This window comes from Ostreiculturibacter nitratireducens, from assembly GCF_032670585.1.
GTDB lineage: Bacteria > Pseudomonadota > Alphaproteobacteria > Rhodobacterales > Rhodobacteraceae > Ostreiculturibacter > Ostreiculturibacter nitratireducens.
Genome location: NZ_JAVQHL010000003.1, coordinates 195,141 through 209,535, shown reverse-complemented (window position 1 = coordinate 209,535; position 14,395 = coordinate 195,141). Strand labels below are relative to the sequence as shown.

General features: G+C 67.3%; 11 protein-coding genes and 1 pseudogene. 7 read left to right on the top strand and 5 right to left on the bottom strand.

What is annotated here, in order from left to right; all coding sequences use genetic code 11:
- Position 1: 1 nt before the first annotated feature.
- Together ABCN56_RS15305 and ABCN56_RS15300 are read left to right on the top strand one after the other, a co-directional pair.
- A complete protein-coding gene (locus ABCN56_RS15305; RefSeq protein ID WP_343081690.1) occupies positions 2–712 on the top strand; it encodes a ribonuclease activity regulator RraA in 711 nt (236 codons plus the stop codon).
- Between the two features lie 283 nt (positions 713–995).
- Positions 996–2,522, top strand: a complete 1,527-nt coding sequence (locus ABCN56_RS15300) for an aldehyde dehydrogenase (NADP(+)) (protein WP_343081689.1) — start codon at positions 996–998, stop codon at positions 2,520–2,522.
- A 40-nt stretch (positions 2,523–2,562) separates the two neighbouring features.
- Here the strand turns inward: ABCN56_RS15300 and ABCN56_RS15295 are convergent.
- From ABCN56_RS15295 to uxuA, 4 genes and pseudogenes are all read right to left on the bottom strand, one after another.
- Positions 2,563–3,672, bottom strand: a pseudogene (locus ABCN56_RS15295) (sugar phosphate nucleotidyltransferase); the annotation flags it as partial.
- Between the two features lie 135 nt (positions 3,673–3,807).
- Positions 3,808–4,971 carry a pyridoxal phosphate-dependent aminotransferase gene (locus ABCN56_RS15290; RefSeq protein ID WP_343081688.1) on the bottom strand — a complete coding sequence of 388 codons (1,164 nt, stop codon included), beginning with the start codon at positions 4,969–4,971 and terminating at the stop codon, positions 3,808–3,810.
- A gap of 217 nt (positions 4,972–5,188) precedes the next feature.
- Positions 5,189–6,664 (bottom strand): mannitol dehydrogenase family protein, encoded by a 1,476-nt coding sequence (locus ABCN56_RS15285; protein WP_343081687.1) that lies wholly within the window; start codon positions 6,662–6,664, stop codon positions 5,189–5,191.
- Positions 6,661–7,869 carry a mannonate dehydratase gene (uxuA, locus tag ABCN56_RS15280; protein ID WP_343081686.1) on the bottom strand — a complete coding sequence of 403 codons (1,209 nt, stop codon included), beginning with the start codon at positions 7,867–7,869 and terminating at the stop codon, positions 6,661–6,663. Before uxuA ends, ABCN56_RS15285 begins: the two co-directional genes overlap by 4 nt.
- A 103-nt stretch (positions 7,870–7,972) precedes the next feature.
- Between uxuA and ABCN56_RS15275 the strand changes: the two genes are divergently transcribed.
- The 5 genes from ABCN56_RS15275 to ABCN56_RS15255 all read left to right on the top strand — a co-directional run bounded on the left by ABCN56_RS15275 (position 7,973) and on the right by ABCN56_RS15255 (position 12,609).
- The gene (locus ABCN56_RS15275; protein WP_343081685.1) at positions 7,973–8,719 is read left to right on the top strand and encodes a GntR family transcriptional regulator; all 747 of its coding nucleotides are present in this window, start codon (positions 7,973–7,975) and stop codon (positions 8,717–8,719) included.
- A complete protein-coding gene (locus ABCN56_RS15270) occupies positions 8,716–9,693 on the top strand; it encodes a TRAP transporter substrate-binding protein (protein ID WP_343081684.1) in 978 nt (325 codons plus the stop codon). Before ABCN56_RS15275 ends, ABCN56_RS15270 begins: the two co-directional genes overlap by 4 nt.
- Positions 9,694–9,765: 72 nt before the next feature.
- Positions 9,766–10,269, top strand: a complete 504-nt coding sequence (locus ABCN56_RS15265) for a TRAP transporter small permease (RefSeq protein WP_343081683.1) — start codon at positions 9,766–9,768, stop codon at positions 10,267–10,269.
- 3 nt (positions 10,270–10,272) lie between these two features.
- Positions 10,273–11,550, top strand: coding sequence for a TRAP transporter large permease (locus ABCN56_RS15260; RefSeq protein WP_343081682.1), 1,278 nt, complete (start codon positions 10,273–10,275; stop codon positions 11,548–11,550).
- 9 nt (positions 11,551–11,559) lie between these two features.
- Positions 11,560–12,609: an L-idonate 5-dehydrogenase gene (locus ABCN56_RS15255; protein WP_343081681.1), complete on the top strand. Its 1,050-nt coding sequence runs from the start codon at positions 11,560–11,562 to the stop codon at positions 12,607–12,609.
- Positions 12,610–12,627: 18 nt separating this feature from the next.
- Here ABCN56_RS15255 and ABCN56_RS15250 read toward each other — a convergent pair whose 3' ends face one another.
- The gene (locus tag ABCN56_RS15250; RefSeq protein WP_343081680.1) at positions 12,628–14,286 is read right to left on the bottom strand and encodes an NAD+ synthase; all 1,659 of its coding nucleotides are present in this window, start codon (positions 14,284–14,286) and stop codon (positions 12,628–12,630) included.
- Positions 14,287–14,395 lie beyond the last annotated feature (109 nt).

Below are 14,395 nucleotides of genomic sequence, written 5' to 3'. Positions count from 1 at the left end.
AATGAAACCCGAGACGAAGGAAAAGCTGATGGGCGTGTCCGTGGCGACGCTGGCCACCGCGCTCTTCAAGCGCGGGCTCCGGAACCAGGTGATCCAGGACGTGCGTCCCGTCGCGCGCAAGGGCAGGAACATGGTCGGCCCGGCTTTCACGCTGCGCTACATGCCCGCGCGCGAAGACCGCAACACGCTCGCCGAGTTCCGCAACCCGCAGCACCCCCAGCGCCAGGCGATCGAGCAGTGCCCCGCGGGCCACGTCCTCGTGATGGACAGCCGCAAGGATCCGCGCGCCGCGTCGGCCGGCGACATCCTCATCACCCGCCTCATGGTCCGGGGCGGCGCGGGCGTCGTGACCGACGGCGGCTTCCGCGACTCCATCGTGATCGGCGAGCTGGACATTCCCGCCTACCACAACCGCCCCTCGAGCCCCACTAACCTGACGCTGCACGAGGCGATCGACATCAACGTCCCGATCGGCTGCGGCGACGTCGCGGTTTTTCCAGGCGACATCGTCGTGGGCGATGACGACAGCGTCATCATCATACCGGCGCACCTCGCCGACGAGGTCGCCGACGAGGCGCACGAGATGACGGCATACGAGGATTTCGTCGTCGAGCAGGTGAAGGCGGGCGAGACTATCATCGGCCTCTATCCCCGAACCAGGGACGAACACCTCAAGACCTTCGAGGCGTGGCGGAAGAAGAACAAACGTTGAGCGCCGCGCATCGGCGATCAGACCGCCGCCTCGGTTGGAGACCTGTCTTTGCGCCGCCGAAAACACCGTGGCCCCTCGGCCCGATGAAGAATCCCGGTCGGTGAAAAGGTGACGAAGCAGCTCTTCCTCGGCGCTGCCGACGGAGGCGTCCGGAACTATTGACTTGACGGCCGCGCCCCGCTGGAGAGGGTAGTGGGCAAATCAGAACCTGAAGACAGAGGGCCGGAGCGAACTCGGGATCAATCCTGATTTCGCCGCCCAGAAACCCGGAAAGGACTGACCAATGCTCGACAAATCCGTATTCACCCCCCACGGCAAGCACCTCATCGCCGGCGAATGGGTAGCGGGAGAGACGACGTTCCGTTCGGAGCCGGCGCACGGCCCGGCCCATGACTTCTCCGTAGGCACGCCGGCCCTCGTGGACCGTGCCGCGGAAGCGGCGGAAGAGGCGTTCTGGTCCTACGGCTATTCCACGCGCGAAGAGCGTGCGGCCTTTCTCAACGCCATCGCGGACGAGATCGAGGCCCGCGCCGAGGCGATCACCGAGATCGGCACCCAGGAAACCGGCCTCCCCGAGGCGCGACTCCAGGGGGAGCGCGGGCGGACCGTCGGCCAGCTCCGTCTTTTTGCGAGCCACATCCTGAAAGGCGACTACCTCGACCGCCGGCATGACGAGGCGCTGCCGGACCGGCAGCCCCTGCCGCGCCCGGACCTGAAGATGATGCAGCGCCCGATCGGCCCGGTGGCCGTCTTCGGCGCCTCGAACTTCCCGCTCGCCTTTTCGACCGCCGGCGGTGATACCGCCTCGGCGCTGGCGGCGGGCTGCCCGGTCGTGGTCAAGGGCCACTCCGCCCATCCCGGCACAGGCGAGATCGTGGCCGAGGCCATCCATGCGGCGGTGAGGAAATGCGGGCTTCATCCCGGTGTCTTCTCGCTGATCCAGGGCGGCAAGCGCGACGTGGGCACGGCGCTCGTCCAGCATCCCCGGATCAAGGCGGTGGGCTTCACGGGTTCGCTCGGCGGCGGGCGGGCTCTCTTCGATCTCTGCGCGCAGCGGCCCGAACCGATCCCGTTCTTCGGCGAACTGGGCAGCGTGAACCCGATGTTCCTGCTTCCCGCCGCGCTGAAGGCGCGCGGGGGCGAGATCGCCAAGGGCTGGGCGGGATCGCTGACCATGGGCGCGGGACAGTTCTGCACCAACCCCGGCATCGCCGTGGTGATCGACGGGCCGGAGGCCGACGCCTTCATCGAGGCCGCGAGCGAGGCGCTGGAGCCGATCGGCGCGCAGACGATGCTCACCGACGGGATCGCCTCCGCCTACCGAGCCGGGCGCGACCGGATCGCGGGAACCAAGGGCGTGCAGGAGGTCCTGACTTCGATGTGCGACCTCAGGAACGCGACGCCCTACCTCTTTGCCACGACCGGCAGGGAATGGCTTTCGAACGATGTGCTGGGTGAAGAGGTCTTCGGGCCCCTCGGCCTTGTCGTGCGCGTCGATGACGCGGACGAGATGGAGGCGATGGCGAAAAGCCTGCACGGCCAACTGACCTGCACGCTGCACCTCGACGAAGGCGACACCGACCTCGGCCGCCGCCTGATGCCGGTCCTCGAACGCAAGGCGGGCCGGGTGCTCGCGAACGGCTTCCCCACGGGCGTCGAAGTCTGTGACTCAATGGTGCATGGCGGGCCTTACCCCGCGTCCACGAATTTCGGCGCGACCTCCGTCGGCACGCTGGCGATCCGCCGCTTCCTGCGCCCCGTCTGCTACCAGAACATGCCGGACGCGCTTCTGCCCGCGGACCTGGTCTGATTATCTTATGCGGGGGCGTTTCCGCGCCCCCGGCGCGCCTCACCCGCGCGGTGCCGAACACGACGATCCAGTGTTCGGCCCGGTGCACGTGGCTTTGCAGGCTGAGCGCGGCGCCCGGATGGACGACGATGCACTTCACCCGGAAGCGGTCGCCGAGGACCAGCGTTTCGAACCAGCCCCAGGGGCGATGCTCGCGAGGAAAGGATTCCGCCTGTCGCGCGCCCCGCGACTCAAGCGCGGAGACCGCCGCGCGGCCCCCCTGCGCGCGGGATCTGTCCGCCACCAGCACCGCGTCGGGCATGGCCACGGCGACGATGTCCCTGAGCCCGATCCCCACGACCTCGAGGCCCTCGGCCTCGGACCGCAACAGCGCGTCCGTGTAGTCGATCGCGGTCGCGTTCCCCGAGGCGACGACGCCCGCGGCGTCCGGCCCCATCTCGTGCCAGACCGCGTCCCAGCCGCCGAGGTCCGTCCAGCCTCCGGAGAAGGGCACGACGGAGAGGTTCGTCGCGCGCTCCATCACCGCGTAGTCGAGGGAGACGTCGCGGGCGTGAGCCCATGCCTCGGGGTCGAGCCTGAGGAAGCCGAGATCGGGTCTGGCGCGCGACAGCGCCTCCGTCTCCGGGGCCGGCAGGTCGGACGCGTGCGCGGCGGCCGCCTCCAGCATGGTGCGCGCGGCGAAGAGAAATATCCCGGCGTTCCAGAGGCAGTTCCCGGCGGCGAGCATCCGCGCTGCGTTCTCCGCGTCGGGCTTCTCGACGAACCGGGTGAGCGGCTGCGCCTCTCCATTCGGGAAATTGTCGAGTTCCAGCCAGCCGAACCCCGTCTCGGCGCGGGTGGGCGCGATGCCGACGGTCACGATCCGCCCCGTGCGCGCGGCCTCCACGCCCTTCGCCACGGCAGCGCGGAAGGTCTCCGCGTCGGCCATTGCGTGATCGGAGGGCGCGGCGAGGATCAGCGCGTCGGGGTCCGAGGCCGCGAGATGAGCGGCCGCTGCGAGGACGGCGGGTCCGGTATTGCGCGGCTCCGGCTCGATCACGATGGCTCCGGGGTCGCTTCCGGCCGCCGACAGCTGTTCGGTGACGATGAATCGGAAGTCCGAGGCCGTCATCACGACGGACGGTGCGAAGCCGGGCCCCGACAGCCGCCGCAGATCAGGACGGGGGTGATCTTCGGGTTGGCGTTGTTCTTGGCTTCCTTTCCGGGGCGATATGCAATCGGACCGTTCTGGCAAAGGTTGAGGGGAATGCCAGAGAATGGAAACCCTCGAACCTCGCGCCCGGCGCTAGAGGATCGCGCGGATCCGGCGCATGGCCTCCTCGATGTTCGCCACGCTGTTGGCGTAGGAGAAGCGCAGGTAGCCTTCGCCCCAGGCCCCGAAGCTCGTGCCAGCGACGGTCGCGATGCCGGCCTCGGTGAGGAACTTGTCCTGCGCCTCGCGCGCGGTCATGCCGGTGCCCTCGATGTTCGGGAAGGCGTAGAACGCACCTGCGGCGTCAGCGCAGCGGAAGCCCGGGATCGTGTTCAGCCCCTCGACGATGATCTGCCGGCGCCGGTCGAACTCCGCCACCATCTCTCGGACGGGCTCCTGCGGGCCGGTCAATGCCGCGATGCCTGCGTATTGCGTGGCCGCGTTCACGCAGGAATGGTCGTTGATGCAGAGCCGCGTCACCGGGTCGACCATGGTGTCGGGCCAGACCGCGAAGCCGAGCCGCCAGCCGGTCATGGCATAGGTCTTCGACCAGCCGTCCAGCATGATGAGCCGGTCGCGGATTTCGGGGTATTGCAGCAGGCTCACATGTTCGCGCCCGCCGTAGAGCATCTGGCTGTAGATCTCGTCCGAAAGGAGCGCGACCTGCGGGTGCTCCATGAGCCCCGCGACGAGCTTGTCGATCTCCTCGCGCGGCGTGACGCCGCCCGTGGGGTTGGCCGGGCTGTTGATGATGATGAGCCGCGTGTTCGGCGTGATCTTCTGAAGGATCGCCTCGGCCGAGAAGGCGAAGCCGTTCGCCTCTTCCAGTGCGATCGGCACCGGGGTCGCGCCGGAATACTTGATGACGGATTCGTAGATCGGGAATCCGGGGTTCGGATACATGATCTCCACCCCGGGCTCGCCGAACATCAGGACCGCGAAGAACATCGTCGGCTTGCCGCCCGGCACGACGATCACGTTGTCGGGGTTCACCTCCACCCCATGGCGGCGGTTGAGGTCGGCGGCCACCGCCTCGCGGAGAGCGGGGATGCCGTTCGCGGGCGTGTAACCGTGATGGCCGTCGCGCAGCGCCTTGATGCCGGCCTCGACGATGTGCTCCGGCGTGCGGAAGTCAGGCTGGCCGATCCCGAGGTTGATGATGTCGCGCCCCTGCGAGGCGAGTTTCTGCGCGCGGGCGAGAACCTCGAAGGCGGACTCGGTGCCGAGCCGCTGGATGGACTGTGCGAACTGGAGCATGTCTTGGCCTTTGCGTCTGGGTCTCGATTGGATCCGGGCGGTCAGTGCAGGCATGCCGTGCCTAACGCCGCCCGGAGGGGCGAATTCGCGATTGCTGGCGGGTCTCCTCCCTCGTCCGCGCAATCCGACGTTCCGCGCCATCCTTCTTCAGTCGGGCGCGATGGGCAAGTCCGTCCTTTGCCGCGACTCATTCCTGCATCGGTCTGGCGACATCCGGTCAGCCGAGCGCCGCATCGGCCTCGCGGTCGATCGCCTGCCGCATCCCTTGCGCCATCATGGTCGCCAGCCGCGATGTGACGGCGTCTGTCCAATCCGCGTTTCGCCGGAGGGGATCTGGAAACAGGCCGGGCAGTGACAGGAGGCTCCGAGCGACGTCCTCCGCCGTGCGAAGGCCAGCGACGTGCTCCGCCAGTTCCACCTCCCGCGGATCGCGGAGCGCGTAGGTCTCACCCCCGTCGGTCCGTCCGAGGACATAACGCATCCAGGCGGCGACCGCGAAGGCGAAGGGGGCAAGCGGCTGCCCGCTCTCCGCCGCGTCCTTCGCCGGGGCGAGGATCCGCTGCGGCAGCTTCTCCGTCCCGTCCATGGCGATCTGGTAGGTCTCGTGCGCGAGGTGAGGATTCGTGAAGCGTTCCAGGAGGGATTTCGCGTAGTCACCGAAATCGACCCCGCTCAGCGGCGAGAGCGTGCCCGCAGCGGCCGCGAGGTGGCGCTCGATCAGCGTGACGAGGGACGCGTCCTGCATCACGTCCCGGACGTAACGGTGCCCTGCGAGGAAACCCGAATAGGCCAGCATGGAATGCGAGCCGTTGAGCATCCGGAGCTTCATGTCTTCGTACGGCCGCACCTCGCTCACGAAGATCGCGCCGCCGGCTTCCCATGCGGGCCGCCCGGTCGGAAAGTGATCTTCGATCACCCATTGCCGGAAGCCCTCGGTCTCGACCGCCGCCTCGTCCCGCAGGCCGATCATCCGCTCCGCGAGTTCCAGCGTGCCGCTCCCCCGCGCAGGCGTGATGCGGTCCACCATGGTGGAGGGGAAGGCGACCTCGTTCGCGATGTGATCGGCGAGGTCAGGCGCGGCGTGGCGCGCGAAGTCGACGAGAAGGCCACGCAGCATCTTGCCGTTCTCCGGCAAGTTGTCGCAGCAAAGAACCGTGAAGGGCGGCACGCCCGCCGCGCGCCGCTGGCCGAGCGCCCAGACCAGAAGGCCCGCGACGCCCCGGGGTTCGTCCGGTGCGGCGAGGTCCGCGGCGATCGCAGGATGGGTCCTGTCGATCCCGCCAGTCGCGCGGTCGATGCCATAGCCCTTCTCGGTGACCGTGAGGCTGACGATCCGAATCCCCGGATCGAGGAGCGCGTCCAGCACCGCCTGCCGGTCGTTCTTGAGCGCCAGCGCCCGAGCGATCGACCCGATCACGCGCGCCGAACTCCCGCCCGCGCCGCGTTCGATGATGGTGTAGAGCCCGTTCTGCGGCGTCAGCTCCTCGGACGGCGCGGTGCTCCTGAGGCTCACGCCGATGATGCGCCAGTCGCCGCCCTCGGCCGCCAGCGCGTCGTCGGTGTAGACCGCTTGGTGGGCCTTGTGGAACGCGCCGAGGCCAAGATGCACGATGCCCGGCGCGTGGTCCTCGGGCCGGTAGCCAGGCCTCACGCCCTTGGGCAGACCGTCCGGCGATGTGAGGCGTGCGCTCATGCCGCGATCCGGGGCGAGAGCGCGGCGATGACGCCGCGCAGTTCCGCGAGGCCCTTGAGCCGCCCGATCGACGGATAACCCGGCTGCGCCTTGCGGCCGAGGTCGTCGAGGATGTCCTGCCCGTGGTCGGGCCGGAACGGGATCGACCAGTCGGCGCGCCCCGCCGCCTTGCGCCGCGCCTCCTCCTTCAGCGCCGCCTCGATCAGCGCGACCATGTCGGTGTCGCCGCCGAGGTGCTCGGCCTCGTAGAAGGAGCCGCGGATGCCGTCGGTTTCGCGGGTCACGTTTCTGAGGTGCAGGAAATGCACCCGGTCGCCCAGCCGTTCCATCATGCCCGGCAGATCGTTGTCGGGCCGTGCCCCCAGGGATCCGCTGCACAGTGTGATCCCGTTCGCGGGGCTGTCCACCGCCTGCATCACGGCCCGGTAATGCGCCTCGGTCGACATGATCCGCGGCAGGCCCAGCAGCGGGAAGGGCGGGTCGTCCGGGTGGCAGCACAGACGCAGCCCCAATTCCTCCGCGAGCGGCACGACCTGTTCGAGGAAGTCGATCAGGTGCTGGCGCAGCGTGGCTTCCCCCATCGCTGCGTATTCGGCGAGATGCGCGCGCACGTCCTCCAGCGTGAAATGCTCGGCCGCGCCCGGCAGGCCGAAGACGACGTTCCGGGCGAGTGCCTGGAGATCGGCCTCGCTCAACTCCGACAGCCGGCGCCGCGCGGCCTCCCTCAGGGGCTCGTCGTAGTCCTCCTCCGCGCCCTTCCGCTTCAGCACGTGGATGTCGAAGACGGCGAAATCCGTCAGGTCGAACCGCATGCAGGTGGCGCCGTTGGGCAGCCGCCAGGCAAGATCCGTGCGCGTCCAGTCGAGGACCGGCATGAAGTTGTAGCAGATGACCTCGATCCCGGCGGCGGCTAGGTTGCGCATGCTCTGGCGGTAGTCGGTGATGTGTTCGCGCCAGACGCCTTTCTGCTTCTTGATGTCCTCGGACACCGGCAGGCTTTCCACCACGTCCCATGTCAGCGTCGAGGGCGAGCCGTCCCGCATCGTCCCGATCTCGGCCTGCCGTCTGGCGATTTCGTCCAGCGTCCAGATCGCCCCCGTCGGCACGTGGTGGAGCGCCGAGACGACGCCTTCGGCCCCGGCCTGTCGGACATCATCGATGGATACGAGATCGTTCGGACCAAACCAGCGCCACGTCTGTCTCATGTCGGCTCCTTCCGGGACTCGGGTCTTCGGTACCTCATAGCATCCACATTTGTTGCTGACTAGTATGGAAGTATGGTAGGCGGATGCCCAGGGAGGTCGAATCATGCCGATGGAAGACGGAGCTGTCTGGTCGCTCGACCCGTCCTATCCGATCACGCCGCAGATCACCCGGATCCTGCGCGAACGGATCGTTCGAAACGACCTCAAGCCCGGAAACCGCATCTCCGAAGCCGAAATCGCGCGCAGCTACGACGTCAGCCGCCAGCCCGTGCGCGAGGCTTTCATCAAGCTTGCCGAGCAGGGGCTTCTCGCGGTCCTTCCCCAGCGCGGCACGATCGTCAGCAAGATCGCCTATGCCTCTGTTCTCGACGCCCGCTTCCTGCGGGAGGCGATCGAGGCGGATATCGTGAAGCTTCTGGCGGCAAATCCCGATCCGGCTCTGGTGGAGAAGCTGCGCGCCCAGCTCGCGCAGCAGAAGGAGGTCGCCGCCCGCTCGCCCCAGGACTTCATCCAGGCCGATGAGAAATTCCACCGCACTCTGGCTGAAGGCGCGGGCAAGGGCGGCGCCTGGAAACTGATCGAGGGCCTGAAGGCCCAGATGGACCGTGTGCGCTTTCTCTCGCTCGGCCGGTTCCCGATCGAGAAGCTTATCGGGCAGCACACCGACGTCGTGGACATGATCGCGGAAGGCAACGTCGAGAAGGCCGAAATCGCTATCCGCACCCACCTGCGCGAGGTCCTGACGGACCTGCCGGAAATCATGCGCGCGAATCCCGATTTCTTCGACCTGCCGAGCGGGGATCTGCCCCGTCCGGTCACTGCACCCATTCAAAAAGGAGGAAAGAAATGACGTTCAAGACGAAACTGACGGCCGTTGCCGCCGTAGCTATGGCGGCGCATTTCACGGCGACGCCCCTTGCGGCGCAGGAGATGACGCTGAAGCTCGGCCACCTCGCCAACGAGGAAAACCCCTGGCACCTCGCGTCGGTGAAGTTCGGCGAGGAGCTTTCGGCCCTGACCGACGGACGCATCGTGGTCGAGGTCTATCCGAACGAATCGCTCGGCAAGGAAATCGACCTCATCAACGGCATGCAGCTCGGCACCGTCGACATGACGATCACGGGTGAATCGCTGCAGAACTGGGCGCCGATGGCCGCCCTTCTGGCCGTGCCCTATGCCTACAAGTCGATCGAGCACATGGACGAGGTCGCCTCTGGCGAGATCGGTGACCAGATCGAGGCGCAGATCGTCGAGAAGGCGCAGATCCGCCCGATCGCCTATTTCGCCCGCGGTCCGCGCGACCTGACCTCGAACCGCCCCATCACCACGCCTGACGAACTGGATGGCCTGAAGCTGCGCGTGCCGAACGTGCCGCTCTTCGTCGATGTCTGGGCCGCGCTCGGTGCGCAGCCGACACCGATGGCGTTCTCCGAGGTCTTCACCTCGCTCCAGAACGGCACGATCGACGCCCAGGAAAACCCGCTCGCGCTGATCCGCTCGGCCAGCTTCTACGAAGTGCAGAGCCACGTGAACCTGACGGACCACGTCCGGTCGTGGATCTACCTGACGATCGCCGAAAGCACCTGGGCCAAGCTGTCCGAGGAAGACCAGGCGGCGGTGATGGAAGCCGCCGCGCGGGCGCAGGCCTATGAGCGTGGGCTCTTCAACGACAGCCTCGCCGCCGACCGTGCCTTCCTCGAAGAGAAGGGCATGACCTTCGTCGAGGTCGATGGCGCCGCCTTCGCCGCCAAGGCCAAGGACGCCGTGCTCGCCAACGTGAACGACGAAATCCGTCCGATCGTCGAGGGCCTCTTCGCCGAGTGACGAAGGGCTGATCCACGCCATCGACCGGCACCGCCTCGCGCGGTGCCGGTCTCGCGCTCACGGGGATGGGACATGAAACGCGCTGAACGCTATATCCGTTGGGTAGTCCTGCTGGCCCGCCTTGGTGTCGGTCTTTCCTTCCTCGTCTTGATCGCCGCGGTCCTCATCCAGGTGGTGGGCAGGCTCGCCGGTTCCTCGCCGGTCTGGACCGAGGAACTGACCCGTTACGCGCTTCTCTACCTTGTCGCCTTCGGGGCGGGGCTATCCTTCCGCACGGGCGATCTCGTGAATGTGGACGTCATCTGCGAGTCCCTTCCCGGCCGCTTGCCCTGGCTCCTGCGGCTCGTCGCGGCGGTCGTGACGGCGGGGCTCGCGCTCTACCTTCTTCCCGCTGCCTGGAAATACGTCTCGATCGGCAGGATGCAGACCTCTCCCGCCCTCGAAATCAAGATGACCTACGCGCATTTCACCGTCTTCCTGCTTCTCGCGCTGCTCGCGGTCTTCGCGGTGCTGCGCATCCTGGGCATGCTCTCCGGGAGCGAGGACGGAACGCCGGAGAGGCGAGAGGAGACCTGAACCATGGACGTCTTCGTTCTCTTCTCCGTCTTCGTCATCGGGCTCGCGATCGGCGTTCCGGTCGCGATCACGCTCGGGATCTCTTCGCTCGCCTACCTGCTGCTCGCGGGCATCCCCGTCGTCAGCATGCCGCAGAAGATGTATGCGGGCATGGACGTCTTCGTTCTGCTCTCGATCCCCGGCTTCGTGCTCGCGGGGAACCTCATGAACCGGGGCGGCATCACCAACCGCATCATCCGTTTCGCCAACGCGCTGGTGGGCTGGATCCGTGGCGGGCTCGGCCTGACGAACATCGCGGCTTCCATGCTTTTCGGCGGCATCACCGGAACGGCCGTGGCGGACGCGGCCTCGATCGGGGGTGTCCTCATCCCCGGCATGAAGAAGGCTGGCTACCCGGCGGATTTCTCCGCCGCCGTGACGGCCGCCTCGTCCACGGTCGGCCCGATCATCCCGCCGAGCGTCCCGATGATCATCGTCGGCGCGCTCTCCGGCATCTCGGTCGGCAGGATGTTCCTCGCAGGCGCGGTGCCGGGCATCCTCATGGGCCTCGCCATGATGGCGACGGCCTATGCCATTTCCGTCCGGAAGGGCTTCCCCCGCCAGCCTTGGCAAGGCATGGGCGAGGTCGCGCGGTCCTTTTCCGGTGCGGTCTGGGCGCTCGCCATGACCTTCCTCATCATCTACGGGCTTCTGAGCGGTCTGGCGACGCCGACCGAAACGGCGATCGTCGCGAGCGTCTACGCGCTCATCGTCGGCATGCTGATCTACCGCGAGCTTCCCGTCCGCGCCGTTCCCGGAATCCTCGTCGACAGCGCCGTCGCCTCCGCGGGCATCCTCGCGCTCGTGGGTTTCGCGAACGTTTTCGGCTGGATCCTCGTGTCCGAGCGCATTCCCCAGGCCATCGCCTCGGGCGTCCTGTCACTGACCGACAACAGGTTCCTCGTGATCCTGATCATCAACCTGCTCCTCCTGTTCGTCGGCATGTTCATGGAGACGATCGCGGCGCTCATCATCCTCTTCGTGCCGCTCCTGTCGCTCGCAACTGCCGTCGGGATCGATCCCCTGCATTTCGCGACCTTCGCGGTCCTGAACCTGATGATCGGCCTCACCACGCCGCCGGTCGGCGTGTGCCTCTTCGTCTGCGCCGGGATCGCGCGGTTGCCACTCGCGCCGGTCGTGGTGGCGATCCTGCCATTCCTCTTCACCAATATCGGGGTGCTGCTGCTCGTGTCCTATGTCCCGGCGATCGCGACATGGCTGCCCTCCGTCCTCGCACCCTAGGAAAGACCCATGCAAACCCGCATCTGCCGGCTCCACGGCCAGAACGACATCCGGATCGAAACGCAGCCGGTCGCGGTTCCCGCCGCGGGCGAGGTTCTCGTGGCCATCGGCGCCGGGGGGATCTGCGGGTCCGACCTGCATTACTACCAGGACGGCGGCTTCGGCCCGATCCGCGTGAAGGAGCCGATTATCCTCGGGCACGAGGCCTCCGGCACGGTGATCGAGATCGGCGAGGGCGTGACGAACGTGGCGGTGGGCGACCGCATCGCGATCAACCCCAGCCGCCCCTGCAACGACTGCGCCTATTGCCGCGAGGGGCTTTTCCAGCACTGCCTCGACATGCGGTTCAACGGTTCGGCGCTGCGCTTTCCGCATGAGCAGGGGCTGTTCCGCGACCTGATCGTGGTCGAAGCGGGTCAATGCCTGCCCGTCTCGGCCGAGGTGAGCTTCGCCGAAGCCGCCTGCGCCGAACCTCTCGCCGTTTGCCTGCACGCGCGGCGGAGGGCGGGAGATCTTTGCAGCAAGCGCGTCCTCGTCACGGGCGCGGGGCCGATCGGCGTCCTTTGCGCCGCTCTGGCGGCCGAAGCGGGTGCCGCCGAGGTCGTCGTGACCGACCTCCAGGACGTGCCGCTGCAGGCCGCGAGCGCGATGGGCGCGACGCGCGTCATCAACGTGGGCCGCGACGGAGCGGAGATGGAGGCCTATGCCGCCGACAAGGGGCATTTCGACGTGGCCTTCGAATGCTCGGCCGCCGCGCCGGCGATCCGGTCCGCGATCACGACGCTGAGGCCGCAGGGGCTCCTTATTCAGGTCGGCGTGTCCGGGGACGTGCCGGTGCCCCTCAACATGCTCGTCGGCAAGGAGATCACCTTCCGCGGTACGCACCGCTTCCACGAGGAATTCGCCGAAGCAGTTGCGATGATATCGAGCCGCGGGATCGATCTGACCCCGATGATCTCGCAGAGCTATCCGATGGAGGAAGCGCGCGCGGCCTTCGACGTTGCCGGCGACCGGAGCCGGTCCGTCAAGGTCCACCTGACCTTCGCCGCGGATACCTGAGGTTCCGCGGACCTTCTCTCAGCTTTCGTCCCGCCAGCGGTTCACGATCGGATAGCGCCGGTCGAGCCAGAAGGCCATTGTCGAAAGCCGCGTTCCCGGCGCTGACTGGAACCGCTTGTATTCCGAGGTGAAGATCAGGTTCTCGACCCGCTTCACGGTATCCCGGTCGAAGCCGGCGGCGACGACCTCGGCGACCGACTGCTCGCCCTCGATCAGCCGTTCGAGGATAGCGTCGAGGATCGCGTAGGGAGGCAGGCTGTCCTCGTCCCGCTGGTCGGGGCGAAGCTCCGCCGAAGGCGCCTTCTCGATCACGCGCGCCGGGATCACCTCGCCTTCCGGCCCCTTCATCCAGGGGCGGTGGTTTCGGTTGCGCCACCGGCAGGTTTCGAACACGCGGGTCTTGTAAAGGTCCTTGATCGGGTTGTAGCCGCCGGCCATGTCGCCGTAGATCGTGGCGTAACCCACCGCCACCTCGGACTTGTTCCCGGTGGTCAGCAGCATCTCCCCGAACTTGTTCGAGATCGCCATGAGCATCAGCCCGCGCAGCCGGGACTGGATGTTTTCTTCCGTGATGTCGGGCTGCGTCCCCGCCATGAGATGCGAAAGCGCGCCTTCGACCGCGTCCCGCGCCCCCTCGATCGACACCGTGTCGAGCCGGCACCCCAGCGCCGTCGCGACGGCGGTCGCATCCTCAAGCGAGTGGTTGGAGGTGTATTCCGACGGCAGCATCACGCAGCGGACATTCTCAGGCCCGATCGCGTCGGCGGCGATGGTCGCGACCAGCGCGCTGTCCACCCCGCCCGAAAGGCCAAGAAGCACTTTCCGGAAGCCCGACTTCGCCAGGTAGTCGCGCAGGGACAGCACCATCGCGTGGTAGTCCTGTTCCCACTCGTCGGGCTGCAGGTCCATCCGGCCGGGCAGGATGCGCCAGCCCTCCTCGCCCTTCTCGAGGTCGAGATGGGTGATGACCTCCTCCATCGGCGGCAGCTGCATGGCGAGTTCTCCACCCGGATTGAGCGCGAAGCTCGCCCCGTCGAAGACCTGGTCATCCTGCGCGCCGACCGTGTTCAGGTAGATGAGCGGCAGCCCCGTCTCGACCACGCGCGAGACGGTGACGTTCATCCGCAGTTCAAGCTTGTTCCTGCGGTAGGGCGAGCCGTTCGGGATCAGCAGGATCTCCGCACCGGTTTCGGCAAGCGTTTCTGCCACGTCTTCGTACCAGGCATCCTCGCAGACCGGCGTTCCGAGGCGCAGGGGGCCGATGCGGTAGGGGCCGGAAATCTGGCCGATGTTGAAGATACGAACCTCGTCGAAGACGTCAGCGTTCGGGAGGTGGTGCTTCAGCATCTTGGCGACGATCTTGCCGCCCTGAAGGATGAAATAGGCGTTGTAGAGCCGCCCGACGTCCGCCCAGGGGCCACCGATCCCGAGCGCGGGGCCGTCGGCGCAGTCCTTCGCGAGTTGCTCGACGATGCGCATGGCGTGTTCGTGGAACGCCCTGCGGCGCACCAGGTCCTGGGTCTGGTAGCCGGTGACGAACATCTCGGGCAGGGCCACCATGTCGGCGCCCGCGCGTTTGCCTTCCTCCCAGGCTGCCCGCGCCTTTTCGGCATTGGCGGCGAACGCGCCCACAGTCGGATTGAGCTGCGCAAGTGTCAGGCGGAATCTCTCGGCCATCGGCTTCCCCGGGGTGTTGCTCCACCTCTCTTAGACAGACCCGAGGGCAAGGGAAAGGCGGTTGAGCAGTCGTGAACGGCATGCGTCTTGCCAGCAGGGGATGCGCGTC

Excerpts from the sequence above, each read along its gene's own strand:
- ABCN56_RS15305 (WP_343081690.1), top strand. The coding sequence starts at position 2 with ATGAAACCCGAGACGAAGGAAAAGCTGATGGGCGTGTCCGTGGCGACG.
- ABCN56_RS15300 (WP_343081689.1), top strand. The coding sequence starts at position 996 with ATGCTCGACAAATCCGTATTCACCCCCCACGGCAAGCACCTCATCGCC.
- ABCN56_RS15290 (WP_343081688.1), bottom strand. The coding sequence starts at position 4,971 with ATGCTCCAGTTCGCACAGTCCATCCAGCGGCTCGGCACCGAGTCCGCC.
- ABCN56_RS15285 (WP_343081687.1), bottom strand. The coding sequence starts at position 6,664 with ATGAGCGCACGCCTCACATCGCCGGACGGTCTGCCCAAGGGCGTGAGG.
- uxuA (WP_343081686.1), bottom strand. The coding sequence starts at position 7,869 with ATGAGACAGACGTGGCGCTGGTTTGGTCCGAACGATCTCGTATCCATC.
- ABCN56_RS15275 (WP_343081685.1), top strand. The coding sequence starts at position 7,973 with ATGCCGATGGAAGACGGAGCTGTCTGGTCGCTCGACCCGTCCTATCCG.
- ABCN56_RS15270 (WP_343081684.1), top strand. The coding sequence starts at position 8,716 with ATGACGTTCAAGACGAAACTGACGGCCGTTGCCGCCGTAGCTATGGCG.
- ABCN56_RS15265 (WP_343081683.1), top strand. The coding sequence starts at position 9,766 with ATGAAACGCGCTGAACGCTATATCCGTTGGGTAGTCCTGCTGGCCCGC.
- ABCN56_RS15260 (WP_343081682.1), top strand. The coding sequence starts at position 10,273 with ATGGACGTCTTCGTTCTCTTCTCCGTCTTCGTCATCGGGCTCGCGATC.
- ABCN56_RS15255 (WP_343081681.1), top strand. The coding sequence starts at position 11,560 with ATGCAAACCCGCATCTGCCGGCTCCACGGCCAGAACGACATCCGGATC.
- ABCN56_RS15250 (WP_343081680.1), bottom strand. The coding sequence starts at position 14,286 with ATGGCCGAGAGATTCCGCCTGACACTTGCGCAGCTCAATCCGACTGTG.